We start from the raw sequence: 25212 nt of genomic DNA, 5'->3' as shown, positions 1-25212 counted from the left end.
ACATTCGTCACCACCTCCCTGGACCCCGGCCCAGGGAGGAGTGTCGAGCCTCAGGGGAGGGCGCGAGCGGGGTTCGCTCAGCTCCTCCAGGCACCGGACGAGAAGGGGAGGGGCGCGCCCTTCGCGCCGGGACCGTCGCCCCACTTGGTGACGACATAGTCGATCTCGATGTGGCCCGCGCCACCGTTGCTCTCGACGGTCAGCGTGTTGGTGTTCCACTTGCCGCCGGTGAGCTCGGCGAAGGTCTTGCCATCGATGTCGAGCATGACGCCGCGCTCGGAGGGGATGCCGGGGCCGCGGTCACCGATGAAGAACTTGGCCTTCTTGCCCTTGTAGACGACGTAGCCCTCGGTACCGAGAGGCCAGCTGGGGCTGGAGAAGAGGCCCTTCTGCATCGGCTTGCCGATGGCCGGCATACCGGTGTCGCCCTGACGGCCGGAGGCGTCGTCCCAGAAGTACGAGCCCTTGGTGCTGCCCCGGAGGAGCGCCTGCTCCTTGATCTCGGGAGCCTGGGCGACCTGGGAGGTGTGAGCGGTCGTGATCGCGGTTTCGGAGGCGGGAGCCGCGCTGGCCGCGGTGGCACCGAACGCGCTGACGCCGATGAAGGCGGCGCCGGCGACGGCGGTGAGAGCGGTCAGCTTCCGGTTGTTACGCAGGCCAAACAGCGTGTTCATGAAGAATTGGGATCTTTCGTGAGACGACAGGGGACGGCCGCGTGCGTCGTGTATCAGGCCTGCGAGGTCAAGGGCGGGCCGGGCACGGGGCGCGGAGCGGGTCGAGAAATGTCGATCGCCACTGAGATGCACATTCAGTGCGCTGTACTCATCGACTGGGGGTCGATGGGACGTATCGGACGTACGGGCCGTGAGGACCCGGATCCGGAGGTCAAGCGGGGGTCTCCCGCGAAGATCTCCTCTCCTGGAAAGTCCAGCCACCGGTCGGCAGCAATACGGACACTACACACCAAGACATGACAAAGCAAACGAAATCACCCAGAAAGTGCAAAAGATCTACCACTTCAGCTAAAAACGATCTGCCTTGGGTCACGTACGCGTGCGAAAAACCGCGCAGGCACAGGACTTCCCGCGAGAAGCTCGGCAAAGCGCAGACCGGGTACGGCAAAGAACGGATGCGGCGAAACGCCTTCCGACAGGCAAAAACCATGCATAGCGGATCCCTGCCACGGAACGCCCTGGTAGAGCCACCGGAAACTCCCACGCCGTCCGGGCGGGCATCCGCCCGCGGCGGCCACTGGGATACGCGGGACAAGGGATACCCGAGAGACAGGCGATATCAGCGATACGAGCGATACGCACGATTCGTTTAGGTACCGGGATACGCGGGATACGCGGGATACGCGGGATACACAAGAAACCTGCCGGATACGCGAATCGGGCATGAGAAAAGCCCGCCTGAGCGGCCTCGCAGGAAACGAGACGTGCGGCAGACGGGCTTCGGACGCATCTCATCGCCCATGACAGCACCCAGAAGAAGGTGCCCGAAAGACAGCGGCCGACGGCAGAGGGAGGCGCCTGGAGCAGGAGGCCGGATCGAGGGCCAGCGGCCGGAAGTCGGCGGGAAGACCGAAGGATCCCTGCTGGAGGCGGGGACAGGGGTGAAGCACACCCGCTGGAGGCGGGAGCAGGGTGAAGGCCACCCGCTGGCGGCGGGCTGTCGGCAGGTCCTGAAGCCAGCGCCTGCGAGACATCTCGGAGGCATCAGGGGCGTCTGGGAGGAACTGCCCAGACGTTTGGGATCGAAGGACAGCAGCGAGCCGAAGACAGACGCCGGGTGGTTCGTGCCGACCTTCGCCCGGACATGCGTCGGGGCCGGACAGTCCCCCAACTGTCCGGCCCCGACTCAAAGCGGTCCGCCTGGGATACCCTCCCCAAAGGCACCGGCGGTTCCCGCTGTCCGGACGCGGTTCCCCCTCCGCGTCCTTATCGGCAAAAGCTCTCGTGTAGGAGCCACAGCCCCCTTGACCTGCTTCTACATTAGCGAGGGGCGCACCACGAACGGGTCATGTACGGGTGGGCATTAGCCCTTGGTCCGGGCCCCCGGACCACGAACGGCACGACCAACCTTCGTCATACGGAAACGACGCCCGAGGGTCATCCCTCATGCTTCCGGCATCGCGTCCCCTGCGAAAGGGGGCCTCCTACCGACGGTCCGACGCGTGCCCCATGGCCCACCGGCTCGGCGGATCACCTCAGGGCTTCGTCCAGGTCGGCCTGCCGTTCGTGGAGAGGGAGGTCGAGCCGGACGAGCGTGCCTCCGCCGGGCGCGGCGCTCGCGGCGACGCTGCCTCCATGGCTGTCCACGACCTGGCGCACGATGGCGAGCCCCAGTCCGGAGCCGGGCATGGCCCGTGCGCCCGGCGCGCGGTAGAACCGGTCGAAGACATGCGGGAGGTCCTCGGCCGCGATTCCCTTCCCGTGATCGCGTACGGTGACCACGCCCCCGGTCTGGGACACCTCGACCGCTCCCCCGGGCGGACCGTACTTGCCCGCGTTGTCCAGCAGGTTGGCGACCGCCCGGGACAGCCGGTCGGACACACCGCGCACCACCGCCGGCTCGACCGAGACCTGGTACGACATGGACGGCCAGTGGGCCGACGCCCGCGACACCTCCCGCGTGACGATCTCGTCGAGGCGCACATCCTCGACCAGTGCGGCCGGCTCCTCGTCCCTGGCCAGCTCGACCACGTCGGAGATCAGTACGGTCAACTCCTCCATGCCGGCCATCGCCGCCCTGCTGATCTCGTCGTGGTCCTCCTGGTCGGGCCCGCCCCTGATCAGCAGCTCGACATTCGTGCGCAGCGCGGTCAGGGGCGTTCGCAGCTCATGGGAGGCGTCGGCGACGAGCCGTTTCTGCGCTCGGGCGGAGCGTTCCAGCGCGTCCAGCATGGTGTTGAAACTGCGGGCCAGGCTGCCCAGCTCGTCGTCTTTGGCGACCTCGATCCGCGTGGTGAGGTCGCGCGTGGAGGCGACCCGCTCGGCCGCGTCCTTCAGGATGCCCACCGGGCGCAGAGCGGTATGCGCGGCGAGCCACCCGAGCGCCCCGGACAGGAGAAGGCCGCCGAAGGCGACCGCGAGGAACGGCCAGCCGAGATCGTCCACATCCCCGAGGCTGGCCAGCACCCCGGGCGGCGGGCGGTCGGGATACGCCTCGTAGTGCCCGAGCGCGCTCTCGACCCTCCGGCACGTGATGAGGTACGCGGCGACGATCACCACGATCACGCTGATCGCGGCGGTCATCGCCGAGGCGAGGGCGAGCCGCCAGCGGAGCTTCATGCCTGCTCCCTCAGCGTGTAACCGAGGCCGTGCACGGTCTGGATCAATCTCGGTTCCCCACCCGCTTCGGTCTTTCTCCGCAGATAGCGAATGTAGACCTCCAGGGAGTTGGAACCCGGCGTGAACTCGTAGCCCCAGATGCGTTCGAGAATGACCTCGCGGGTGAGCACCTGGCCTCCGTTGCAGATGAGTAGGTCGAGCAGCGCGAACTCTGTCCTGGTCAGGTCGATGACCCGCGTACCGCGCCGCGCTTGCCTGCTGTCCGGCATGATCGCCAGATCCGCGTAGCGGGTCACCGGCCCGGCCGGTGCCGTACGGCGGAGCAGCGCGCGCACCCGCGCGAACAGTTCCTCCAGCGCGAACGGTTTGGCGAGGTAGTCGTCGGCTCCCGCGTCGAGGCCCGTGACCCGGTCACCGATGCCGCCGAGAGCCGTCAGCATGAGCACCGGCGTGCGGTCGCCGGCCTCACGGAGTCTCCTGCAGACCTCCAGGCCGTCCATCTGGGGCATCATCACGTCGAGAACGACCAGGTCGGGCGGGCTTCCGGTGATCGACGCCAGCGCGGTCACACCGTCGGAGGCTCCCGCGACCTGATATCCCTCCACCCGGAGCGCGCGGGACACCGCGTTGCGCACTTCCGGTTCGTCGTCCACGACGAGCACGCGTGTCTCGGCCACGGCGCCATCATGACCCGGAAATCTGAGAGTGTCCTGAACTCCGGCAATATCTCGCGATAACTTGCGCTATCCGGCCTGTGCCGAGCGTTTCCCGTGCGTGCGTCCCCCACTCCGTGCGTCCGCAGACGTCCGGATCGCACACGCCGGGATACGCCCGGATCGTGGCGCCGCGGTCTTCACACGCCGGGATCTCTCGCGGCCGCCGCGAGTGCTCAGGCGTCGGGATCTCTCGCGGCCGCCGCGTGCTCAGGCGTCGGGATGCTGAGCGAGATACTCGATGTAGACCGGGCGCAACGCTTCGCCGAGATGGCCCTCCCCGGCCGCCATGGCATCACTGAGCAGCGCGGACACCCGGCTGAGATCGTTGGCCGTCTCCTCACGTTCCCCGCTGGCGGCCTCGGCCGCGGGGATCACTTTCAGCAGGCGCCAGAGAAACCCGAGGTCACCGTGCCGTACGGCATAGCGGACGGCGCGGTCGTGCAACTCCCGTGCGGACAGCAGCTCAAGCTCTTCCACGTCCATCCTCCCCACCCCCATCGAGGTGCTTTCCCCGGAGATGGGGCAATTAATGCAAGTTGTCCGATGAGAAACGGACAATCCCTTTCGGTGGAGGACCGGACCGACACGCCGCCGACGCCCGGAGCGGATTTTTTACCGGAACCCGGACATGCCCATGCTGTGCTCTGGCATGGAAGACTCCGTTACGTGAAGGTCATCATCAAGATTCTGATCGTCGCGGCGGCGCTGTGGGCGTCCACCAAGCTGGTGGACGGCATCGTGCTCACCGCAGACACCACCTCCAAACAGATCGGCACACTGCTCGCGGTCGCGCTGATCTTCGGCCTGGTGAACGCGGTCATCAAGCCGATCATCAAGTTCGTGGGTTGCGCGTTCTACGTGCTCACGTTCGGCCTCTTCGCGCTGGTGGTCAACGCCGCCCTGCTGCTGCTCACCGGCTGGGCGTCCGAGCAGCTCGACCTGCCGTTCCATGTCGACGGCTTCATGGCCGCCTTCTGGGGCGCGCTCCTGATCGGCGTGATCAGCTGGATCCTGGAGCTGATCCTCCGCGTCAACGACTGACGGCACGCTGTCCACGCCTTCCGGGGCGTCCCCGCGCCGCGTCGCCCTCGACCGACCTCGGTCACCGGGCGGCGCGGCCGTCTCGTTCCCGGCCGCCCCGCGCCGTCACGGCCGGGTGGCGCCGGGAGGCATCCGCTGCCTCTTCGCCCGATAGCGAGGACGACGGCCCTCACTCACACGCGAGATCACGCCTGGTTCGGCACCGTCGAACCGGTTCGGAGGGAGGCGAGAACCCGGATGGTACGGGCCTGTTCACTCTCGCTGCCGAACGGACTCACGAGCAGCTCCGTCGCTCCGGCTTCCGCGTACTGCCGGATCGCTCGCGCCAGGGTGGATTCGTCCCCTGCGACGACCGTCTCGTGTACACCGGACTTGCCCTGGCGGTCCAGCATCGACCGATAGCTGGCGAACTGGGCGGCGAACCCCACCGTCTGGGCGACCCGCCGCCTGGCCCCGTCCGGATCGTCGGTGACGCTGACCATCACCGACGCCACGATCCGGGGCGCCGGCCGTCCCGCCTCCGCCGCGGCGCGGGTGATCGTCGGCTGGACGTAGTCGGCGATGGCTTCCGGGCCCGTCCACACGGTCACCGTGCCGTCGGCGAGTTCGGCGGCGATGCGCAGCATGACCGGGCCGAGCGCGGAGACCAGCACGGAGGGCGGTTTCGTGCCGGGTACCTCGACCTGCCCCACCGCGGTGAGCGTCTGGCCCCGGTACTCGACCTGTTCGCCGCGCAGCAGGGGCTGAAGTGCCGACAGGTACTCCCGGACGTGCCGGGCGGGACGGTCGTAGGAGTGACCGAACTGTCCCTCGATGATCTGGCGATGGCTCGGCCCGATCCCGAGGGTGAGCCGGTTGCCCGTGACCGCCTGCGTTGTGAGTGCCTGACCCGCCAGCGCGAGCGGGTGCCGGGGATAGGTCTGCACCACCGCGGTCCCCAACTCGATCCCGGGGACCCGCTGACCGATGACGGCCAGCAGCGTGAGGGCGTCCCATGAGGTGAGCTGGCTGAGGAAGACGCTGTCCAGCCCCGCCTCGGCCGCGGCGCGCACCTGCGCGACCGTCCCGTCCACGGTCGACCCGCCGCCGCCGATGTACAGCCCTGTCTTCATGGCGCTCCTAACCTGAACCGGATGTTCACCTTCCGATGCAGGGCCGACATTAACATGAACCGTGCGTTCCGATTGTTCTGCTGTCTGGAGAGGCGGTTCTGTGCGAGCCGACGCGCGGCGCAACCAGCAACTCATCGTCGCCACCGCTCTCAGGTTGTTCGCGGAGCGGGGAACAGGCGTGTCGATGGAAGAGATCGCCAGGAGCGCCGGGCTCGGCGTCGGCACGCTCTACCGGCACTTCCCCGATCGGCAGGCACTGGTGGAGGACATCGCCGCCGACGTGCTCCGGCGGCTGCTCACGTTCGGCCAGGCCACGATCGAGCGGACCGCGTCGGCGTGGCAAGCCCTGCTGCTCATCGTGGCGCACTGCTCCGGGCTGCCGCTGGCCTTGACCAAGTCGCTGTCCGACGCCCCGTCGGCCCACCCCGAACTGGTGAGGCTGCGACAGGACCTCGACACCCTGTTCACCCGGATCGCGGAACAGGCGCAGGAGGAGGGGACGATGCGTCGCGACATCCCGCCGAGCGAGGTCATCGGCCTGCTCAACGTGGCCGTCTGCCGTCCCGGGGCGCGCGCGGACGACCACCTGACCACGGTGATCCTCGACGGCCTCACGGCGCCCGGCGCCACCCGGCGCCCGACCCCCGCCTGAGTCACTCCATCGGGGCGAGCCCGCACGTTCGACCGGGCGCGGCACGATGACGCGGACGCCGACGAGGCCGGCCGGCGGTCGGATCGCCCACGCCACGGCCGAAGTGGGACTTCGCCCGCCATCGTGTCGGCCGGCACAGCCCACCCCTGGTCGCCCCCGCGCCGAATAACCCTTATTATGAGTAGGGAATACCGATAACCCGGGGGTGACGATGAGCATCGACGTGCACCAGCATCTATGGACGCCGTCGTTCCTCGACGCTCTGCGCCGCCGTTCGGCGCCACCCCGTCTCGACGGTTGGACCCTCCTCCTGGACGGCGAGCCGCCGTACGAGGTGGATCCGGACGACCACGACCTCGCCGTCCGGGCGTCGCGGGCCGCGGGACTCGACCTCGCCCTGGTCTCCCTGTCCAGCCCGCTCGGGATCGAGCACCTGCCACCGGACGAGGCGTGGCCGCTGATCGACGCCTATCACGCGGGAGCCGCGGAACTGCCCGCTCCCTTCCGCGCCTGGGCCGCCGCCCCGGTGACGGACATCGACCCCGTACGGCTGTCGCACACCCTCGACCAGGGCTTCGCCGGGCTCCAGCTCCCGGCCACCGCGCTGCGGGACGCCGCGGGATTCACGGCGGCCGCCCCGCTGCTCGACGTGCTCGCGGAGCGCGGACTTCCCCTTTTCGTGCACCCCGGGCCCGCCGCGGTCCCTTCCGGAAGTCCCGCCTGGTGGGCGGCGGTCGTGCCGTACGCGCAGCAGATGCACGCGTCCTGGTACGCCTTCCAGGCCGTGGGGCGGCCCCGCCATCCCGACCTGAAGATCTGCTTCGCCCTGCTCGCCGGGCTGGCGCCGCTCCACTCCGAGCGCGCGACGAACCGGGGCGCCCCCGGGCGCGGACGGGTGGACCCCGGCGCGTTCGTCGAGACGTCGTCGTACGGGTCGCGCGCCATCGACGCGGTGATCCGCGAGCTCGGCATCGACGTCGTGGTCAACGGCTCCGACCAGCCCTACGCCGAGGCCCCGTCCCTGGACTTCGGCGACGCCGCACGCCACGCCATCGGCCATGCCAACGCCGTCCGGCTGCTCCAGGCGCGGTCGCACCACAAGCCGTCGCCCCCACCCGAGCCGTCACCGTCACCATCACGCACGACGTCACAGCAGCTCAGGACGTCACAGCCGTACACAGAGACACAGTCGTACTCAGAGACACAGCCGCACACAACGACACGAGCACACCCGCACACGCCGTCACGAAAGGAGCCGCAGTCATGAGCACGCCCACAGTCCAGGTCACCGAGAGCGACGCTCCGTACGAGCGGCTGCCCGCCCGCGCGCTGGACCGCCGCGAGCTGGCGACCCTCGTCAACGACCTCGCCGCCCGGCCGGAGCTGTGGGAGGAGCACCTCAACTTCGACGGGGCCGAGGACGGCGGGCGCCACTACGCCTCGCTCCATCGCGACTCGCACGTGGACGTGTGGCTGCTGTGCTGGCGCCCGGAGGACGACACGGGCTGGCACGACCACGACATCTCCTCGGGCGCGGTCCGCGTGGTGAACGGCACCCTCAAGGAGTCCAACCCCAGGATCGGCGGCCTGCACCTGGAGACGACCGTCACGGCGGGCGACTCGTTCTCGTTCGGGCCGGACCACATCCACCGGCTGACCGGCGTGGAGCACGGCAGCGTGTCGATCCACGCCTACTCGCCGCCCCTGTGGCGTCTGGGGCAGTACTCCATCGGCGACGACGGGATGATGCGCCGGCTGTCCGTCAGCTACGCCGACGAGCTGCGTCCGCTCGACCCGGCGTGAGCGTTCCCGTCCCGGCCTGACCCCGTCCTGCCGCCGTGCCCGCGTCCCGGCTCAGCCCGCGGGCGCGGGCGCGGGGCGCCCGGCGAGGCAGCCGAACAGGAGCTGGAGGGCGCACGCGCCGAGCCCCGCGAGCAGCGGAAGCGTCCAGTCACCGGAAAGCTGGTGCAGCAGGCCGAAGAGGAGCGGGCCGACCGCGGCCAGCACGTAGCCGCTCGACTGCGCGACCGCCGATAGCGCGGTCACCGAAGCCGGGTCCGGCGCACGCAGCGCGATGATCAGCAGGGCCAGTGCGATGGAGGCGCCCTGGCCCACCCCCAGAATGATCATCCACAGCCACGGCAATGTCGCGGGAGCCAGCAGGACCCCGGCATATCCGGCGATGGTGAGAGCCGCCGCCCCCACGACGTGCGGCACCTGCGATGGGGCGCCACCCGCGTGCACGGGCACGGTGAGCGTCGCCGCTATCTGGGCCAGGTTCGTCAGCCCCAGAAGGTATCCGGCCTGGTCCGCCGGGAGTCCCGCGTCCTGGAAGATCGTGGGCAGCCACGCCAGCATGATGTAGAACGTCAACGACTGCAGGCCCATGAACGCCATGACGAACCAGGTCATCCTGCTGCCCAGCAGGGTCCGGTACGGCCGGCGCCCGCCCTTGCCGTACGTCGCCGGCGGCCGGCGCAGCGCCTGCGGCGTCCAGAGCACGGCGGCGACGATCGCGAGCACGGCCGCCGATGCGGCCGCGGCCCGCCAGCCGAACTCGCGGGCCAGCGGGACCATCACCGCCGACGCTCCCGCGGCCCCGGCCACCAGGCAGGACACGTAAACCGCGGTGTAGGGCCCGACCCGTGACGGGAAGTGCTGCTTGACGATCGCCGGCATGGCGACGTTCATGATCGCGATGGCCGTGCCGGCGAGGGCGGCTCCGCCGTACAGGGCGACGAGGCCGTCCACACTGCGCACGGCGACTCCGGCGGCGAGGATGAGCAGGCCGACGAGAAGCGTGCGGTCCAGCCCGATCCGCCCGGCGAGCGCGGGCGCCAGCGGCGCGAGCAGGCCGAGGCAGACCACCATGACGGTGGTGATGGCGCCGCCCGCCGCCGCGTTCAGCCCGAGGTCGCCCATGATGTCGCTGAGCAGCGGCGACACGCCCGCGAGTGCGGGCCGGAGGTTCAGCGCCGCGAGAACGAACCCCACGATCAGCAGCATCCGGCCGGGCTCGCCGTCGGTTCCCCGGTTCACGGCCGAATGTTAGAACAGGTGCCCGGTGATGTCGCCCCGCGTGGTCACGCACGGGGTCTGCGTGACCACCACGGTGCTCGCCCGGCTCGCCCGACTCGCCCGGTCGGCTCCCGATCCCGTCCAGATCTTTGCGCCCACGAAGGACACGAAAAATCCTCCTAAGGGTGGAATTCGAGATCAGGAATGACCGTTGTTTCTAGAAGGAGCGGCTCCGTACGCGAACCGAGTTCGGGGACGATGTCGTCGAGGATTCCCACGAGTTCGTGATGGGAGTCCACCCGCGTCGCGGGGCAACCGAACGATCGGGCCATCGCCGACAAACTGACCTCGGTGAACGCCGGCCACGGCGCCTTTCCCGCACCGTTCTTCTCCGCCAGGCGGTCCATGACCGCATATCTGCCGTTCGCCAGCACGACGAAAAGCGCGCCGACCCCATAGTGCGCCGCGCTCCACAACGCCTGGATCCCGTAGATGGCCGAGCCGTCCCCCGTGACCGCCACGACCGGCCGGTTCGGCGCGGCCATGCGCACCCCCACCGCCGCGGGAAGGGCGAACCCCAGCCCGCCCATCGCCGCTGAGAGGAACCCCAGCGGCCGCCGGGCCGGCATCAACCGGTGCAGATCCGGCCGGGACGACGGCGTCTCCTCCACCACGACCGCGTCCGGCGGGAGCCGTACGGCGAGTTCGTGCATGACATGGGCCGCCCGCAGCGGCTCGCCCGGCCCGGGAGCGGGCGGCGGAACCGGCCGCCCGGTGGCCCCCTCGCCCGTACGTCCGGGAAGCAGCGCGGCGAGCCGCCCGGCGACGCTGCCGGGGTCGGCCAGGAAGGCCAGTTCGGCAGGGCTGCGGTGCACCTCGGCGGGGTCGTCGCTCACGATCGCGACGCGGGTGCCCGGCTCGACCAGCGGCCCCGGCTCGTACGGATACTGGCGGAAGACCGGGGCGCCGACGGCCAGGACGGCGTCGTGCCTCCCGAGCGCGCCGCGCAGCCCGGCACGGCCGGCGGGCAGGATCCCGGCGAACAGCGGATGGTCCTGGGGGAAGCCCGCCCTCGCTCCGAAGGACTCCTGCCACACCGGGCAGCCGAGCCGCTCGGCGAGCGCGACCAGCCCCTTCCAGGCTCGCGGCGAGTCCGCGCCCGAACCGGTGACGATGACCGGCGACGCGGCGCCCTCCAGCAGCGCGACGAGCGGCGCGAGATCGCCGTCGTCCACGGCGACCGGCCGCGCGACGACCTGCGGGGCCGCGACGACCGTGCCGTCCCACTCCGCCGACCAGTCGTCCATCGGGACGATCACCAGCGCCGGGCCACGGCCGGTGACCGCCTCGTGGCTCGCGCGGGCGATCGCGCCCGGCACGTCCTGGGCGCGGGCCGGCTGGTCCACCCAGACGGGGTAGTCCCCCGCCAGCCCGTGGAGCCGCCCGGCCAGGAAGGGTTCGAGCGCGAGATGCCTGCGGTCCTGCTGGCCCACGACGACCACGACGGGCGCGCGGTTGACCCGGGCCGTCGCGATCGCGCCGACCGCGTTGCCGAGCCCGGCGGTCGTGTGCAGCAGCGCGAGCGCCGGACGTTCACGCGCGAGCGCCCACCCGGTCGCCATCCCGACGACGGACCCCTCGTGCAGGGCGAGCACGAACTCCAGGTCCTCCGGCAGCCCGGTCAGCAGCGGAACCTCCGTGGACCCCGGATTGCTGAATATCGTCGTCATGCCCGTACGACGCAGTACGTCGAACGTCGCATCCCTGACTGTCACAAACGTCACGAAATCCCACCTCTGGCGCGTTGGAGAGCTGCCGGTGATCCTCAAGACAGTCGGCGAGTGCGATCCGCTGACGCCGGGTCGGGCGCAGCAGGAGCTTGTACGACCTACGCACACCCACCTCCCACGCCCCGTACCCAGACCGCCACGCTGTCGACACGCACCGACCGAATCCGAGGAGAGGGAGCGCGGATTCCCCCCGGCCGGCCGACGCAGGCGGCCCCTCTCCGCGTGACTCTGATGCCCACGCGGTTCGGCGAAGCGGGCGATGGCGATCCGCTGCCGCGTGCCGACGAGGAGCTGCCGATAAGTACTCCAGATGTTCGCTATGCGAACGGGAGTTCTCTCTGCGGAAATCCTGAGTGGAAGCTACGCCGGGGTCGATCTTCCAGTCAACAACACGACGCGTTCGTTCGTCGTGCGCACGGCTCCTGCCGATCCGCACACCACCGTCCCCTCGAACGGCGCACCTCCCCGCCGACGCGTCCTGCGGGAGTCCGGTTCTCGATTTGACAACGTTGTCACCGCCTCTGAAATGCGGGATGATCCGGACGTGCCAGAGACGAGACGCGGTCGCCCGACCATGAACGACGTCGCCGCCGCCGCAGGGGTCGCGCTCAAGACCGTGTCGAGAGTCGTCAACAACGAGCCCGGCGTGAACGCCACCACCGCGGAGCGGGTCCACGCCGCCATCGAGCGCCTCGGCTACCGGCGCAACGACGGCGCCAGGACGCTGCGCCGCGGTCGCACCGCCAGCATCGGCCTCGTGATCGAGGACGTCGCCGACCCGTTCTACTCCGGGCTCAGCAGGGCGGTCGAGGACGTCGCGCTCGACGAGGGCTGCCTCGTCTTCACCGGATCGTCCGGCGAGGACGCCTCGCGGGAGCGCGAGCTCGTGCTCGCCTTCTGCGCGCGACGCGTCGACGGGCTGATCATCGTGCCCGCCGGAACCGACCACGACTACCTCACACCCGAGATCGACGCCGGGATCGCGGCCGTCTTCGCCGACCGGCCGCCCGGAGCGGACCCCGACGCGGACACGGTCGTCTGCGACAACGCGGGCGGCGCCCGCGCCGGCACCGAGCATCTCCTCGCCCACGGGCATCGCCGCGTCGCCTTCCTCGCCGACTCGCCGTCGATCTTCACCGCGACAGAGCGCCTGCGCGGCTATCGGGAGGCCCTCGCCTCCGCCGGCCTGCCGTACGACGAGGAACTGGTCGCCATGGCCCCGCCGGGCCGGGCCCGCGCGCTGGCCGACCTGGAACGCCTCTTCAGGCTCGCCGATCCCCCGACCGCGCTGTTCACCGGAAACGGCCGGACCACCGTCGCCACCCTCCGCGCCCTCGCCGCCCCCATCACGCACGGCCCGCCGGTGGCCGTTGTCGGGTTCGACGACTTCGAACTGGCCGACCTGCTGGGGATCACCGTGGTCGCGCAGGACCCGGCCCGACTGGGCCGCGTGGCGGCGGAGCTGCTGTTCCGCCGCCTGGCCGGCGAGAGCGGCCCTCCTCAGCGGCTGGAGCTGCCCACGCGCCTCGTCGTACGCGGCTCGGGCGAACTGCCGCTTCGCGGCTGACCGGGGAACGGCCGGGGAAGGCGTCAGCGCCCGAATCCGGAGACCAGGCGGGCGATTCTCCCTTGGCGGGGTGCCAGCCAGTCGGCGATGTCGGCGATCACAGCGGGGTCGACGTGCTGGGGCGACTCGTAGTCCGCGGGCGTGGACGGGCCGGAGCCCGGGAAGAACATGTGGTCGTCGGCGTCGTAGACACGGATGGTGACGTCCGTCCGGTGTGCGAGACCCGCCCGCCATCGCGACAGATCGTCGGCGACGGTCACCTGATAGTCACGGCCGCCCTGGAGGATGAGCATCGGCTTGACCAGTGTCGCCGCGGTCGCCACGGGGTCGTAACCGCGCAGATCCAGGCAGTACGCCCCGGAGTAGCCGAACGGCAGCTCCGCGGCGGGCGTGTCGGGCGACAGGTCGGGGCTTTCGGCCATCGCGGCCTGCCGCTGCATCGCCACGACGGCGGCGTCGGCCGCCGGGCCGGGATTCAGCGACGCGAGGTGGCGGACGACGCGGACGGCGGCCTGGGGCATGGGCTGGGTGTCTCCGGCCAGGAGTACCAGACCGGCCACGGACGGTTCGGCGGCGGCGACGCACGGGGCGACCTTCCCGCCCATGCTGTGGCCGACGACGTGAACCCGCGCGGCGTCGACGGCCGGGTGTCGTCGGAGCAGGTGGACGGCGGCGACGGCGTGCGGGACGTACTCGTCACGCATCGTGAAGTCGGGCTTGCCGGCCGTCTGGTCGGCGTGGGCGTAGGTCACCTTGTCGAAGCGCAGCACCGCCACGCCGTGGCCGGCCAGCCCCCAGGCCAGGTCCTTGAGCGGCTTGTTGGGGCCGCTCGTGGCGTCTCGATCGAACGGCCCGCCGCCGCTGAGCAGCACCACGCCGGGCCACGGGCCGCGCCCGCGCGGCAGGCTCAACGTCCCGGACACGGCCAGGGAGCAGGAGCCCACGGTGACCTCGTGCTCGTCGAACCTCCCGCGGCGGGCATACGGCGGCGGCGTCCATGACCCGGTGAGCGCCGGCGCGAGTTGGAGGCCCTGCAGCAGGCCGGCCTCGTCGACCGACATGACCACCGTGAGCCCGCCCCGCTCGTACGTCACCGGGACGCTGAGCCGTACCCGCCCTGCTGTGGTGGGCTCTCTGACCGGCGTCCCGACCGCGGAGATCGGCCCGATCCTGGAGATCTGGCTCTCCCAGGCGACTCGCAGCGTCTCGGCGGAGACCACCGCGCGTAACGGCGGGGCGAACAACCGCTCGACGTCCGCGAACCGCCCGTCGCGCGCCATCTCGACGACCGCCGTGGCGACCGCCGCCGGATCCGTTTCCTCTGCCATCTCCATCACCTTTCTCATTCTTTGCGAACGGTAGCACGATATGAGACCGTTGCCCGGTGGACACCTTGGAACTGCTGGCACACCCGGTGCGGCTGCGGATCGTGCACGCGATGCGCGGAGGGCGGGAACTCACCACCGCCCAGCTCTGCTCCCGGATCCCCGACGCCTCGAAGGCCATGGTCTATCGGCACGTCGATCTGCTCGCGGCCAACGGAATTCTGGAGGTGGCCGACGAGCGGCGGGTGCGTGGCGCGGTGGAACGCCGATACCGGCTACGCCTGGACCGGGTCGTCGTCGACACCGACGCGGTCGCGGCACTGTCGCTCGACGACCACCGGCGGGTGTTCGCCACGTCGATCGCCGTCCTGGTCGCCGAGTTCAACGCCTACCTCGACCGCCAGAACGCCGACCCGGCGGCGGATCTCGTCGGCTACCGGCAGCACGCCGTCTGGCTCAGCCGCGACGAGCTGGACGAGATGATCGTCGAAATGCGCCGCGCGATCCTGCCCCGCCTGGCCAACGAGCCGGCACCGGACCGCGGGCAATACCTGCTCAGCCCGATCCTCTTCCCGATCGAACAACCATCCGCCGACCCGTCCCCCGGTGAGGCGCCGACGGCCGACCGAACCCGGCACCCCTGATCAGGCTCACCCGCCGGTCGGCTCTCAGCCCTTGAGGGCTCCGGCCATGAGGCCGCGCATGAAGAACCGGCCCAGCAGGACGTACACGACCATGGTGGGGACGGACGCCAGGATCGCGGCGGCCATCTGCTGGCTGTACGGCACGGTCTGGGCCCCGGCGATGTTGTTGAGCATGACGGTGGTCGGCCACGAGGTCGGCGCGGTGAGGAAGACGGCGAACAGGAAGTCGTTCCACATCGACGTGAACTGCCAGATGATCACCACGGCGAACGCCGGGCCGGAGACCGGCAGGATGATCGACCAGAACGTCCGGAGCATGCCCGCGCCATCCACCCGGGACGCCTCGATGAGCTCGTCGGGGATCGTCACGTAGTAATTCCGGAAGATCAGCGTGCAGATCGGGATGCCGTACACGACGTGGGCGAGCGTCAGCCCCGGGATGCCGCCGTAGACGCCGAGGTTCACCATGAGCTGGACGAGAGGGATCATCACCCCCTGGTACGGGATGAACATCCCGAACAGGAACAGGGTGAACACGACGTCGGCCCCGGGGAAGCGCCATTTGGACAGCACGTACCCGTTCATCGAGCCGAGCACGGCGGAGATCAGCGACCCCGGCACGGCGAGCAGGACACTGTTGACGATGCCGGGTTCGAGTTTCTCCCAGGCGATGCTCCACGCCTCGGTCGTCCAGACCTTCGGCAGGTTCCACGCCTGGCCGGGGTCGGCCTCCGACAGCGGCTTGAAGCTGGTCACCAGCAGCACATAGACGGGGATCAGGAACACCACGACGAAGATCAGCAGCAGCGCGAGCCGCACCCACCGGGCGACGGCGGCCCGTTGCCCGGCCCGATCCGCCGGGGCCGCGTGCCGTACGGCCTCCTGCGCGACGCTCATGACCGCTTCCCCTTGCGCGCGTTCCACACCAGATACGGGACGACGAAGACGGCGACGGAGATCACGATGTACGACGCGATCGTGGCCCCCTTGGCCGGGTCGTGCGAGTCGAAGACGGCCGTCCACATGAAGATGGCGGGCACGTCGGTGATGATCTGCTTGCCGGACACCGCCACGATCAGGTCGAAGACCTTCAGCGAGATGTGCCCGAGGATGATCAGGGCGGACAGGGTCACCGGGCGCAGCATCGGCAGCACGATGTGCCGGTAGACCTGCCACTCCCCGCACCCGTCGACCCTGGCGGACTCGCGCAGCTCGTCGGGTACGCCGCGGAAACCCGCGAGGAACAAAGCCATGACATATCCGGACATCTGCCAGATCGCGGGGATCGCCATCGCGGCCATCCCCCAGTCCGGGTCGCGGAACCACTGCCATTGCAGGAAGTCCAGCCCCAGATAGTGGAACAGGCTGTTCAGGCCGACCGCGCGCTCCCCCGTGCCGCTGTTCATCAGCCACCGCCAGACCACGCCGGTGGCGATGAAGGAGACGGCCATGGGGAACAGGTAGACCGCCCGGAACCCGCTCTCGCCGCGGATCCCCTTCTCCATCAGGAAGGCCAGGAGCCAGCCGAGGACGAGCGCCCCTCCGACGAAGACGACGGTGAAGACGATCGCGTGCCGGACCGAGATGCCCCATCGCTCCTGATCCCAGATGGCGGTGAAGTTCTCCAAGCCGACGAAGCTCCCCTGGGAGATCTCGTCGTGCTGGTCGGTCATCGCGACCTTGAGGTTCCAGCCGAGCAGGCCGTACACGAAGACCGCGACGGCGACGATCGACGGCGTTACCAGGAGCAGTCCGGGCAGCCACCTGCGTACCCGCGTCACTCGCACCTCTCAACGTCGAGTACGGCCCGCGCCGGCCGGCGCGGAGTGCGTCCGGCGCGGCGCGAGCCGTACAAGGGGGGTCAACTCACTGGCCGCTGTTCTTGGCGGCGGCGATCAGTGCCTGCTGGAACTTGGCCACGTCCTGGTCCTGCTGGAAGAGGCCGACCGCGTCGTTGATCGCGGTACGCCAGGCGTCGTTCGCGACGACACCGTGCTGGATGGAGCCGGCCAGCTTGGCGCTCGCCCACTGGTCGAGATCCCAGGCGAGGTAGTCCTGGTAGAGCGACTTGTCGGCGTCCTTGCGGGCCGGGATGGAGCCCTTCTTGGGGTTGAAGGCGTCCTGGCCCTCCTTGCTGGCCGCGACCTTCAGCCACGCCACCGCTCCGTCCCGGTTGGGAGCGCCCTTGGGCAGGGTGAAGCTGTCCGACAGCCACATGAAGGTGCCGTCCGTACCCGGAGACGCCGCCCAGTCGAAGTCGGCCTTGGACTGCTTGCCCAGGCCGCCGTCCGGCGGGTTGTGGAAGTAGCCGTAGGCCCAGTCGCCCATGATGTTGAACGCGGCCTCGCCGTCGGCGACCTGCTTGGCCGCGGGCTGCCAGTCTTCCTGCGGCGTCCCGGCGTACGACAGGATGGTCTTGAAGTTCTCCAGCGCCTTCGTCACGTTCGCGCCGGACCAGTCGGCGTTCGCCGTCCAGAGCTCGTTGTACGCGTCGGTGCCGAGCGAGCCGAGCATGACGCTCTCCAGCAGGTGGACGGCGGTCCACTGCGAGCCGATCGAGAGCGGGATCTTGCCCGTCTTCTTCACCTTGCCGAGGTCGGCGATGAACTCGTCGATCGTCTTGGGCGCCTCGGAGATCCCGGCCGCCTTGAGGACCGACGGGTTGAACCACAGGACGTTGGACCTGTGGATGTTCACCGGCACCGAATAGACCTGGCCCTGGACCGAGATCTGGTCGATCAGTTCCTGGGGCAGGACGTCCTTCAGCTTGAGCTCGTCATAAAGGAAGTTCAGCGGCTCCAGCTTGCCCGCCTTGATGTATCCCTGCAGCTCGGCGCCGGCGTGCCCCTGGAAGGTGTCCGGAGGCTGGTTGGCCTGGAGCTTGCTGGACAGCAGCGCGCGGGCCTGGTCTCCGGAGCCGCCCGCGACGGCCGCGTCATAGAACGTGAAGCCGGGATTGCCCTTCTCGAAGATCTCCCGCATGGCCTTCAGTCCGTCGGCCTCGCCGGGGCCCGTCCACCAGGAGAAGACCTCGACTTTCTTCTGCCCGGACTGCCCGCCTCCGGCGGCCTTGTCGTCGCTTCCTCCGCAGGCCGTGAGGGTGAGCAGACCGGCCACCGAGACCGCCACGGCCGCCAACCACCGTCGTCTCATCGCACATCCCTTCGGGGTGTGGTCGTCGAAAATCCTTACCCCCGAGAACTGACAACGTTGTCAGCAAGAACCTTTATCAACCCATCTCGCACCATCGGGCGTCAAGGGATGTGCGGCTACGCCCGGATAACGTCTCCGCATACCGCCGGGGCGCGGCCCTCCGTACACGCCGCGGGGCTCCGTGTACCACCGGGCGGGCCGCCCCATGCCGACGCGCGGGAGGGATTCGTCTGTCTCCGGGGACGTGTTCCTGGCGACCCGCCGCCGATGGCGAAATGTCAGTGACCCTCGTCACACTGCTGCCATGACTGTCACGCGGGGGGCGGGCACAGGGGCGAGCCCGGAAACAGGCCCCACATCAGGACCGGGATCGTCGTCGGAGCCCGGCAGACAGCAGGCGGACGCGGAGGCCGAGGCGGGCGGGCGATCCCGGCCGGAGGACCTTCCGGACTTCTCCGACCTCACGCCGAATCGCTGGCACGAACACGACGACATAATGCGCAACATCGGCTTCCTCACCATCGCACGGCGGCTGCCCGCGTTGATCGGCCAGGCCGTGCGCATGGCGTGGGAGGCCGGCCGCCGCGACACGGTCGCCACGATCGGGCTCAGCCTGCTCGCCGGCGTCTTCACCGCGTTCGGGCTGCTGGCCACCACCGGTGTGCTGCAGGCCCTGCTGGCGGCGGGGCCGACGCCCGAGCGGGTACGCGCGGCGCTGCCCGCGCTGCTCGCCGTCGGCGCGGCGGCGACCATACGCACCAGCCTGCAGGCGGGCGCCAACTGGGCGCAGGCGCGGCTCGAACCCCAGGTGAGCCGCATCGCCGAGAAGCGACTCTATGGCGTGACCAGTGACGTCGAGCTGATCCGCTTCGACGACTCCGACTTCCACGACACGCTTCAGCGAGCCCAGACACGCGGCGTCGGATCGTCCGACGCGGTGGTCGACTCGACGATCGACGTGCTGACCTCGGCCACCGGCCTCATCGCGGCGGCGGGCGTGCTCGGCGTCCTGCACCCGGCGCTGCTGCCGCTGCTCGTCGTCGCCGTCCTGCCCGACGCCTGGGCCACGGTGCGCGCCGCCCGCATGCGCTACACCACGATGTTGTCGCTGGTCCCCAACTACCGCCGCAAGTGGATCATCAGCGAGCTGCTCAGCGCGCGATCGACCGCGGCCGAGGTGCGCTCCTTCACCATGCGGGGGTTCCTGCTCGAGGTCTACGACCGGGTCGCCCGCGCCGAGCAGGCGGTCCTGATCGCTCTGGCCCGGCGGCAGACGTTCGCCCGGCTCGTCGGCGAGGCGTTGGGCGGGCTCGGCACCGCCCTGGTCTACATCGCGCTCGGGTTGCTCCTCGCCCTCGGCGCGGTCCCGCTCGCCGTCGCGGGCACCGCCGTGCTGGCGATCCGCTCGGGCCAGTCGTCCCTGGCGAGCCTGCTGTTCGCCGTGAACCGCCTCTACGAGAACGGGCTCTACTTCACCGACTTCGTCGACTTCTGCGCGAGCGCGGGGTCGGAGCGCACGCCGGAGCGGCGGGAGGCGCCGCCCGGGGAGTTCCGGCGGATCACGGTCGAGGACGTCACCTTCACCTATCCGGGATCGGAGACTCCGGCGCTGCGCGGCGTGTCGATCCGGATCGAGCGAGGCGAAGTCATCGCGCTCGTCGGCGAGAACGGCTCGGGCAAGACCACCCTGTCGCGGATCCTGGCCGGGCTGTACGTCCCGGACGGCGGCCGGGTCCTGTGGGACGCCACCGACCTGCGCGACGTGGATCCACAACTGCTGCGCGGCCGGGTCGCGGTGATCGCCCAGGACCACAGCCACTGGCCGTTGAACGCCCGGCACAACATCACGATGGGCACCGAGAAGGGCGAGGACGCGGTGCGCCGGGCGGCCGAGGTGGCGGGCGCGGACGCGGTCATCGCGGAGCTGCCACTCGGCTACCGCACCCTCCTCGACAAGCGGTTCAAGGACGGCCACGAGCTGTCGGGCGGTCAGTGGCAGCGGATCGCCGTCGCCCGCGGCTTCTACCGGGACGCGCCGCTGCTGATCTGCGACGAGCCGACGGCCGCACTCGACGCCCGAGCCGAGCACGCGCTCTTCGAACGGATCAGGGAGCACGCGGACGGGCGCACCGTGGTGCTGATCACGCACCGGATGGCCAGCGTGCGTTACGCCGACCGGATCTACGTCCTCGACCACGGAAAGGTGGCCGAGGACGGCACGCACGCCGAGCTCATGGCGCGTTCCGGCATCTACGCCGAGCTCTACACCCTCCAGGCCGAGGCATACCGCACCTGAGTCAGGAGGCGCGCTCGTCCTCGCACGCGTAGAGCGCGTCGGGGATGGCCAGCACGTCCCGGTAGTACTGGATCTTGCGCTGGATCGCCCCCTGCTTCTGCCGCAGGGCGGCGATCTGGTCCTCGACCGCCCGGTCGTGTGCCGCGAGCAGCGCGATCCGGTCACGGATGGTGTGCTCGCCCTCGCGGGTGAGCTCGGCGAAGCGCAGCATCTCGGCGATCGACATGCCGGTGTCCCGCAGGCACCGGATCATGCCCAGCCAGCCGACGTCGCCGTCGCTGAAGCGGCGCTGCCCGGCGGCGTTGCGCTCGATCGGTTCCAGCAGCCCTATTCGCTCGTAGTAGCGGAGCGTGTCCAGGCTGAACCCCGTCTCCTCCGCCACCTGTCCCGGTGTGTACGCAGTCACCCGCCCCATGGTGGCACCTGGAGTCGGCTCCAGGTCAAGCAGTTTGCGCTGGAGTGCGCTCCAGCGTGCACGGTGGGCGACATGAGACTCGCGTTGGGCACGATCCCGTTCGGCACCACTGTGGACGAGGCGACCTCGTTCGCCATCCTCGACCGATTCGTCGAGGGCGGCGGGACGATCGTGGACACCTCGAACAACTATCCCTTCTGGCAGGTCGGCGCGACCGGCGACGAGAGCGAGGTCACCGTCGGCAGGTGGCTCGCCTCGCGCGGCGTCAGGGATCGGGTCGTCATCAGCACCAAGTGCGGGGCCCGGCCGACGGTTCCCGGCGACCTGACCCTCGCCTCGGCGGAGGGCCTGTCCGCCGGGACGATCCCTACGGCGGCCGAGGGCAGCCTGCGCCGGCTCGGTGTCGACGCCATCGACGTCTACTGGGCCCATATCGAGGACCGCTCCGTACCCCTGGACGAGACCGTCGAGGCGTTCGGCCGCCTGGTGGACGAGGGGAAGGTCCGGGAGGTCGGCGCGAGCAACCATCCCGCCTGGCGGGTCGAGCGGGCCCGGCAGGTCGCGTTGTCCGGCGGCCGGGCGCGGTACACCCACCTGCAGATGCGCCACTCCTACCTGCGCCCGCGTCCCGGCGTACGCCTGCCGGAGGGCGGCCACGTCCAGGTCGGGGAGGAGACCCTGGACTACGTGCGCTCGGAGCCGGATCTGACCCTGTGGGTCTACACCTCGCTGCTGGCCGGGGCGTACACGAGTAAGCCGCTGCCCGAGCAGTACGACCATCCGGGCACGACGCGGCGGCTCGCCGCGCTGGACGAGGTCACGCGTGAGGTCGGCGCGACGCGGAACCAGGTCGTCCTGGCCTGGTTGCGCGCGCAGGGCATCATCCCGATCGTGGGCGCGAGCGCGGTGGCCCAGATCGAGGAGCTGCTGGCGGAGGTCACGCTGGACGACGAGTCGCGAGCCCGGCTGGACGACCCCGCCTGATCACTCCACGGGCGGCTCGGAGATGTGCTCGGACAGGTAGCGGCGGACCAGCCGCTTGCACTCGACGATCAGGTCCGGGTCGCCCTCCGGATGGGCGCGGAAGGCGAGCTTGAGCACGGCGTCGGCCGCCTCCACCGCGACGATGAACGCGCGGCCGAGGCCCTCGTTCCTGGGCGCGCCCAGCAACTCGATGATGAGCGAGCGAAGCCGGTCGGCCACGATGACGTTGTTGTCCAGGGCTCGGTCGAGCATGCGCCGGCTCTCGGGCAGCGCGGGGCCGCCGGGCGTGGTCAGTATCTCGCCGAAGTCGACGACCCCGAAGCCGGGCATCGTCCGCTTCATGTGGACGAACTCGTCGATGACGAGGTCGACGGCCTCGGTCCAGTCCTTGAGGGAGGCGCCGACCACCCGGGCGGCCATCCGGTCGAGGAAGGCGTCGAGGTTGCGCAGGGCGAGCGCGCGGACCAGCCCCTGCTTGTCGGGGAAGAACTGGTAGAAGGTCCCGATGGGCACTTCGGCCCGGCGGGCGACCTCCTTGGTCGTCAGCTGTTCGTAGCCGACCTCGTCGAGCAGCAGGGCGCACTCGTCCAACATCCGCTCGACCCGTTCGAGGCTGCGGCGCTGGGAAGGGCGGCGGCGCAGCGTTCCACCCGCGGCGTTCGTCATTGGCCCATTCTCTACCGGATGACCCGGACGCGCGTTAACATGAGCGTCACTCATATCCGAAAGGGTGGCACATGTTCCTCTGGGGTACGGCTACCGCCTCCTACCAGATCGAGGGCGCGGTCTCCGAGGACGGACGCGGCGTCTCGATCTGGGACACGTTCTCCCACGAGCCCGGGAAGGTCCGGGACGGACACACCGGCGACGTGGCCTGTGATCACTATCATCGCTGGCCGGAGGACGTCGCGCTGATGGCCGACGCGGGCCTCAACGCGTACCGCTTCTCGGTCGCGTGGCCGCGGATCCAGCCCACCGGGCGGGGCGAGGTCAACCAGGCGGGGCTCGACTTCTACGACCGGCTGGTGGACGGCCTGTGCGAGAAGGGCATCACCCCCGCGCTGACGCTGTTCCACTGGGACCTGCCCCAGGCGCTGGAGGACGAGGGCGGCTGGTTGAACCGCGACACCTCCGGATATTTCGCGGATTACGCGGCCATAGTGGCGGAGCGCCTGTCCGACCGGGTCAAAATGTGGATCACCCTCAACGAACCCGTCGTGCACATGACGTTCGGGTACGCCATGGGCGTCCACGCGCCGGGCCGTACGCTGCTCCTCGACGCCCTGCCCGTCGCCCATCACCAGCTTCTCGGGCACGGCCTCGCCACGGCGGCGCTGCGGGCGAACGGCGCCGAGCAGGTGCTGATCACGAACAACTGCACGCCGGTGTGGCCGGCCTCGGACGACCCGGCCGACCTCGCCGCCGCGGCCGCCTACGACACCATGCACAACCGGCTGTTCAACGACCCCCTCTTCGTCGGCTCCTATCCCGACTTCTCGGCGTTCGGCGTGGAGAATCTGGACTTCATCCACGAGGGGGATCTGGCGACGATCGCGCAGCCGCTCGACGGGCTCGGGATCAACTACTACAACCCCACGCGGATCTCCGCGCCGTCCACCGACCTCCTGCCGTTCGACGACGCGGGCGTCACCGGCTACCCGACCACGGCGTTCGGCTGGCCCGTCGTGCCCGACGGCCTGCGCGAGCTGCTCGTCTCCCTCAAGGAGCGGTACGGCACCGCGCTCCCGCCGGTCTACATCACCGAGAACGGCTGCTCGTACGACGGGATCGAGGACCAGGAGCGGATCGACTACCTCGACGGCCACATCACGGCGATCAGGCGGGCCCAGGCCGAGGGCGTGGACGTCCGCGGCTACTTCATCTGGTCGCTGCTCGACAACTTCGAGTGGGCCGAGGGGTACCACCAGCGCTTCGGCCTCGTCCACGTCGACTTCGAGACCCAGAAGCGCACCCCGAAGGCCAGCTACCACTGGCTCAGGCAACTGATCGCGGAGTGATCCGCGCCGGAGGGCCGCACCTGCGGCGCGGCGGGCTCGGGGGCCCCTGAGGCGACTCGCGCCCTCCGCGCCGGGCCCCTGACGCGGAGCTCAGAGCACGGAGACGTGGACGTGGTCGTAGTGGTTCGCGGTGAGGCCACCGCGGTCGGACATCATCCGCCAGCCCGCGCCCGTACGCATGTCATAGAAGCGCTGCTGCCAGATGATGTACATGATCCCGTACTTGTCGGCGTTTTCGATGCACCACTGGGCGAGGGCGTCGCCGCGCGCCTTGGCCACGGGATCGGGCATGCGGCCGTTGCTCATCATGAAGTCGCAGGCCCGGCCCTTGCCGTGCTCTCCGGGGTCGCCCACGCGCAGGCAGCCCACCCCGAAGGGCATCGGGAAGGACTGCATGACGATGCCCCGCAGGGTGATCAGCCGCTGGGTCAGACCGCTCGCGGAGCCGGGGGTCTGGAAGCCGAACTTGGCCAGCTTCTCCTCGACCTCGCGCTGCTTGGCCTTCAGCTCCTTGATGTGCCTCTCCAGCTTGGCGATCTTCGCGTCGGCGTCCTTCGCGGCCTTCTTCTGCTCCGCGATCAGCGTCTTGATCGAGTTGAGGTGCTGCGTCTTCTCGCTGGAGAGGTAGGACATGATCGAGTACGTGCCGAGGTCGGTCTGCGGCAGCATCAGCTCGGACGCGTCGAACCCTCCGCCCATGTACGAGGTCTGGGCGAACATGGCCACCCGCTGCTCGGCCTTGATCTGGGAGCGCTTCAGCTTCGTCAACCGCGCGGAGGCGTTCTTCGCGAGCTTCATGGTGTCGTCGAGGCTGACGATCTCCCCGCGGTACGCCTTGGCGAGATCGGCGGCGTCCTGGGTGAGTTTCTTGAGTTTGGCCTGCTCGTCCGGTGCCGCCTGCGCTCCGGGTGCGGTGAGCGCGCCAAGGAGCGCGGTGAACATCACCGCCAGGCCGACCCAGCGCCCCGGTTGCACGTGATCCTCCCCTGCAGACGGTCCGAAACTATAGAAGATGATCTTGAAAGCCGCCACCTGAACGGGCGATCCTGTGCACGTTTCCTCTTATTTGTCGCTATTTGCGAGCAATTGAGCATCTTGCCAGCACAGACAGAACATGATTCGGTCCCAATGGCGGGTCGGTACTTGTCCCGCACCGCTGCGACGCACAGACTGTTAACCAAACAAGCA

24 protein-coding genes are annotated in these 25212 nt (G+C 69.7%); 9 read left to right on the top strand and 15 right to left on the bottom strand.

What is annotated here, in order from left to right:
* Positions 1 to 77: 77 nt before the first annotated feature.
* From IMZ11_RS14480 to IMZ11_RS14465, 4 genes are all read right to left on the bottom strand, one after another.
* Positions 78 to 674: a hypothetical protein gene (locus IMZ11_RS14480; RefSeq protein WP_228641616.1), complete on the bottom strand. Its 597-nt coding sequence runs from the start codon at positions 672 to 674 to the stop codon at positions 78 to 80.
* Between the two features lie 1530 nt (positions 675 to 2204).
* A complete protein-coding gene (locus tag IMZ11_RS14475) occupies positions 2205 to 3293 on the bottom strand; it encodes a cell wall metabolism sensor histidine kinase WalK (RefSeq protein WP_061254992.1) in 1089 nt (362 codons plus the stop codon).
* Positions 3290 to 3970 carry a response regulator transcription factor gene (locus tag IMZ11_RS14470; protein ID WP_228641614.1) on the bottom strand — a complete coding sequence of 227 codons (681 nt, stop codon included), beginning with the start codon at positions 3968 to 3970 and terminating at the stop codon, positions 3290 to 3292. Before IMZ11_RS14470 ends, IMZ11_RS14475 begins: the two co-directional genes overlap by 4 nt.
* Before the next feature lie 246 nt (positions 3971 to 4216).
* Positions 4217 to 4492, bottom strand: a complete 276-nt coding sequence (locus IMZ11_RS14465; protein WP_061255231.1) for a hypothetical protein — start codon at positions 4490 to 4492, stop codon at positions 4217 to 4219.
* Between the two features lie 183 nt (positions 4493 to 4675).
* Between IMZ11_RS14465 and IMZ11_RS14460 the strand changes: the two genes are divergently transcribed.
* Positions 4676 to 5050 carry a phage holin family protein gene (locus IMZ11_RS14460; protein ID WP_061254994.1) on the top strand — a complete coding sequence of 125 codons (375 nt, stop codon included), beginning with the start codon at positions 4676 to 4678 and terminating at the stop codon, positions 5048 to 5050.
* Positions 5051 to 5235: 185 nt separating this feature from the next.
* Here IMZ11_RS14460 and IMZ11_RS14455 read toward each other — a convergent pair whose 3' ends face one another.
* Positions 5236 to 6162: an LLM class F420-dependent oxidoreductase gene (locus IMZ11_RS14455; RefSeq protein WP_228641612.1), complete on the bottom strand. Its 927-nt coding sequence runs from the start codon at positions 6160 to 6162 to the stop codon at positions 5236 to 5238.
* 100 nt (positions 6163 to 6262) lie between these two features.
* Here IMZ11_RS14455 and IMZ11_RS14450 point away from each other — a divergent pair, with 100 nt between their 5' ends.
* The 3 genes from IMZ11_RS14450 to IMZ11_RS14440 all read left to right on the top strand — a co-directional run bounded on the left by IMZ11_RS14450 (position 6263) and on the right by IMZ11_RS14440 (position 8617).
* Positions 6263 to 6814 (top strand): TetR/AcrR family transcriptional regulator, encoded by a 552-nt coding sequence (locus IMZ11_RS14450; RefSeq protein ID WP_228641610.1) that lies wholly within the window; start codon positions 6263 to 6265, stop codon positions 6812 to 6814.
* A 211-nt stretch (positions 6815 to 7025) separates the two neighbouring features.
* The gene (locus tag IMZ11_RS14445; RefSeq protein ID WP_228641608.1) at positions 7026 to 8081 is read left to right on the top strand and encodes an amidohydrolase family protein; all 1056 of its coding nucleotides are present in this window, start codon (positions 7026 to 7028) and stop codon (positions 8079 to 8081) included.
* Positions 8078 to 8617, top strand: a complete 540-nt coding sequence (locus tag IMZ11_RS14440) for a cysteine dioxygenase family protein (RefSeq protein WP_061254997.1) — start codon at positions 8078 to 8080, stop codon at positions 8615 to 8617. The genes IMZ11_RS14445 and IMZ11_RS14440 overlap by 4 nt, the downstream gene beginning before the upstream one ends.
* A gap of 51 nt (positions 8618 to 8668) precedes the next feature.
* Here the strand turns inward: IMZ11_RS14440 and IMZ11_RS14435 are convergent, their stop codons facing one another.
* Genes IMZ11_RS14435 through IMZ11_RS14425 form a run of 3 tightly spaced genes read right to left on the bottom strand, consistent with a single transcriptional unit; the run spans position 8669 to position 11616 of the window.
* The gene (locus IMZ11_RS14435; RefSeq protein ID WP_228641606.1) at positions 8669 to 9853 is read right to left on the bottom strand and encodes an MFS transporter; all 1185 of its coding nucleotides are present in this window, start codon (positions 9851 to 9853) and stop codon (positions 8669 to 8671) included.
* 9 nt (positions 9854 to 9862) lie between these two features.
* Positions 9863 to 10000: a hypothetical protein gene (locus IMZ11_RS14430; RefSeq protein ID WP_228641604.1), complete on the bottom strand. Its 138-nt coding sequence runs from the start codon at positions 9998 to 10000 to the stop codon at positions 9863 to 9865.
* Positions 10001 to 10011: 11 nt separating this feature from the next.
* Positions 10012 to 11616, bottom strand: a complete 1605-nt coding sequence (locus IMZ11_RS14425; protein WP_228641602.1) for a thiamine pyrophosphate-dependent enzyme — start codon at positions 11614 to 11616, stop codon at positions 10012 to 10014.
* 550 nt (positions 11617 to 12166) lie between these two features.
* Here IMZ11_RS14425 and IMZ11_RS14420 point away from each other — a divergent pair.
* Complete coding sequence (locus IMZ11_RS14420; protein ID WP_374462270.1) at positions 12167 to 13189, top strand: LacI family DNA-binding transcriptional regulator; 1023 nt, start codon at positions 12167 to 12169, stop codon at positions 13187 to 13189.
* 23 nt (positions 13190 to 13212) lie between these two features.
* Here the strand turns inward: IMZ11_RS14420 and IMZ11_RS14415 are convergent, their stop codons facing one another.
* On the bottom strand, positions 13213 to 14517 hold the full coding sequence (locus IMZ11_RS14415; RefSeq protein WP_228641598.1) for an alpha/beta fold hydrolase: 1305 nt from the start codon (positions 14515 to 14517) through the stop codon (positions 13213 to 13215).
* Positions 14518 to 14573: 56 nt separating this feature from the next.
* Between IMZ11_RS14415 and IMZ11_RS14410 the strand changes: the two genes are divergently transcribed.
* Positions 14574 to 15158, top strand: a complete 585-nt coding sequence (locus IMZ11_RS14410) for a helix-turn-helix domain-containing protein (protein ID WP_228641596.1) — start codon at positions 14574 to 14576, stop codon at positions 15156 to 15158.
* A gap of 24 nt (positions 15159 to 15182) precedes the next feature.
* On the opposite strand, the gene IMZ11_RS14405 is transcribed toward IMZ11_RS14410, so the two are convergent.
* The 3 genes from IMZ11_RS14405 to IMZ11_RS14395 all read right to left on the bottom strand — a co-directional run bounded on the left by IMZ11_RS14405 (position 15183) and on the right by IMZ11_RS14395 (position 18311).
* A complete protein-coding gene (locus tag IMZ11_RS14405) occupies positions 15183 to 16055 on the bottom strand; it encodes a carbohydrate ABC transporter permease (protein WP_228641594.1) in 873 nt (290 codons plus the stop codon).
* Positions 16052 to 16939, bottom strand: a complete 888-nt coding sequence (locus IMZ11_RS14400) for a carbohydrate ABC transporter permease (protein WP_061255002.1) — start codon at positions 16937 to 16939, stop codon at positions 16052 to 16054. The genes IMZ11_RS14405 and IMZ11_RS14400 overlap by 4 nt, the downstream gene beginning before the upstream one ends.
* An 85-nt stretch (positions 16940 to 17024) precedes the next feature.
* Positions 17025 to 18311: an ABC transporter substrate-binding protein gene (locus tag IMZ11_RS14395; protein WP_228641592.1), complete on the bottom strand. Its 1287-nt coding sequence runs from the start codon at positions 18309 to 18311 to the stop codon at positions 17025 to 17027.
* A 304-nt stretch (positions 18312 to 18615) separates the two neighbouring features.
* Here IMZ11_RS14395 and IMZ11_RS14390 point away from each other — a divergent pair, with 304 nt between their 5' ends.
* Complete coding sequence (locus IMZ11_RS14390) at positions 18616 to 20607, top strand: ABC transporter ATP-binding protein (protein WP_308066790.1); 1992 nt, start codon at positions 18616 to 18618, stop codon at positions 20605 to 20607.
* A gap of 1 nt (position 20608) precedes the next feature.
* On the opposite strand, the gene IMZ11_RS14385 is transcribed toward IMZ11_RS14390, so the two are convergent.
* On the bottom strand, positions 20609 to 21022 hold the full coding sequence (locus IMZ11_RS14385) for a MerR family transcriptional regulator (RefSeq protein ID WP_061255005.1): 414 nt from the start codon (positions 21020 to 21022) through the stop codon (positions 20609 to 20611).
* Between the two features lie 72 nt (positions 21023 to 21094).
* Here IMZ11_RS14385 and IMZ11_RS14380 point away from each other — a divergent pair, with 72 nt between their 5' ends.
* Positions 21095 to 22006 (top strand): aldo/keto reductase, encoded by a 912-nt coding sequence (locus IMZ11_RS14380; RefSeq protein WP_228641590.1) that lies wholly within the window; start codon positions 21095 to 21097, stop codon positions 22004 to 22006.
* Here IMZ11_RS14380 and IMZ11_RS14375 read toward each other — a convergent pair whose 3' ends face one another.
* The gene (locus IMZ11_RS14375) at positions 22007 to 22672 is read right to left on the bottom strand and encodes a TetR/AcrR family transcriptional regulator (protein ID WP_061255007.1); all 666 of its coding nucleotides are present in this window, start codon (positions 22670 to 22672) and stop codon (positions 22007 to 22009) included.
* A 71-nt stretch (positions 22673 to 22743) separates the two neighbouring features.
* Between IMZ11_RS14375 and IMZ11_RS14370 the strand changes: the two genes are divergently transcribed.
* Positions 22744 to 24024 carry a GH1 family beta-glucosidase gene (locus tag IMZ11_RS14370; protein WP_228641588.1) on the top strand — a complete coding sequence of 427 codons (1281 nt, stop codon included), beginning with the start codon at positions 22744 to 22746 and terminating at the stop codon, positions 24022 to 24024.
* Between the two features lie 90 nt (positions 24025 to 24114).
* On the opposite strand, the gene IMZ11_RS14365 is transcribed toward IMZ11_RS14370, so the two are convergent.
* On the bottom strand, positions 24115 to 24999 hold the full coding sequence (locus IMZ11_RS14365) for a hypothetical protein (RefSeq protein ID WP_228641586.1): 885 nt from the start codon (positions 24997 to 24999) through the stop codon (positions 24115 to 24117).
* Between the last annotated feature and the right edge of the window lie 213 nt (positions 25000 to 25212).

It is taken from the genome of Microtetraspora sp. AC03309, from assembly GCF_020826795.1.
Classification (GTDB): domain Bacteria; phylum Actinomycetota; class Actinomycetes; order Streptosporangiales; family Streptosporangiaceae; genus Microtetraspora; species Microtetraspora glauca.
The sequence above is the reverse complement of the archived record's forward strand: the minus strand, read 5'-3'. Positions and strand labels throughout refer to the sequence as shown.

What these genes read in the sequence shown, in the direction of transcription:
- IMZ11_RS14480 (WP_228641616.1), bottom strand. Translation starts at nt 674, where the DNA reads ATGAACACGCTGTTTGGCCTGCGTAACAACCGGAAGCTGACCGCTCTC.
- IMZ11_RS14475 (WP_061254992.1), bottom strand. Translation starts at nt 3,293, where the DNA reads ATGAAGCTCCGCTGGCGGCTCGCCCTCGCCTCGGCGATGACCGCCGCG.
- IMZ11_RS14465 (WP_061255231.1), bottom strand. Translation starts at nt 4,492, where the DNA reads ATGGACGTGGAAGAGCTTGAGCTGCTGTCCGCACGGGAGTTGCACGAC.
- IMZ11_RS14455 (WP_228641612.1), bottom strand. Translation starts at nt 6,162, where the DNA reads ATGAAGACAGGGCTGTACATCGGCGGCGGCGGGTCGACCGTGGACGGG.
- IMZ11_RS14445 (WP_228641608.1), top strand. Translation starts at nt 7,026, where the DNA reads ATGAGCATCGACGTGCACCAGCATCTATGGACGCCGTCGTTCCTCGAC.
- IMZ11_RS14440 (WP_061254997.1), top strand. Translation starts at nt 8,078, where the DNA reads ATGAGCACGCCCACAGTCCAGGTCACCGAGAGCGACGCTCCGTACGAG.
- IMZ11_RS14415 (WP_228641598.1), bottom strand. Translation starts at nt 14,517, where the DNA reads ATGGCAGAGGAAACGGATCCGGCGGCGGTCGCCACGGCGGTCGTCGAG.
- IMZ11_RS14405 (WP_228641594.1), bottom strand. Translation starts at nt 16,055, where the DNA reads ATGAGCGTCGCGCAGGAGGCCGTACGGCACGCGGCCCCGGCGGATCGG.
- IMZ11_RS14395 (WP_228641592.1), bottom strand. Translation starts at nt 18,311, where the DNA reads ATGAGACGACGGTGGTTGGCGGCCGTGGCGGTCTCGGTGGCCGGTCTG.
- IMZ11_RS14390 (WP_308066790.1), top strand. Translation starts at nt 18,616, where the DNA reads ATGACTGTCACGCGGGGGGCGGGCACAGGGGCGAGCCCGGAAACAGGC.
- IMZ11_RS14385 (WP_061255005.1), bottom strand. Translation starts at nt 21,022, where the DNA reads ATGGGGCGGGTGACTGCGTACACACCGGGACAGGTGGCGGAGGAGACG.
- IMZ11_RS14380 (WP_228641590.1), top strand. Translation starts at nt 21,095, where the DNA reads ATGAGACTCGCGTTGGGCACGATCCCGTTCGGCACCACTGTGGACGAG.
- IMZ11_RS14375 (WP_061255007.1), bottom strand. Translation starts at nt 22,672, where the DNA reads ATGACGAACGCCGCGGGTGGAACGCTGCGCCGCCGCCCTTCCCAGCGC.
- IMZ11_RS14370 (WP_228641588.1), top strand. Translation starts at nt 22,744, where the DNA reads ATGTTCCTCTGGGGTACGGCTACCGCCTCCTACCAGATCGAGGGCGCG.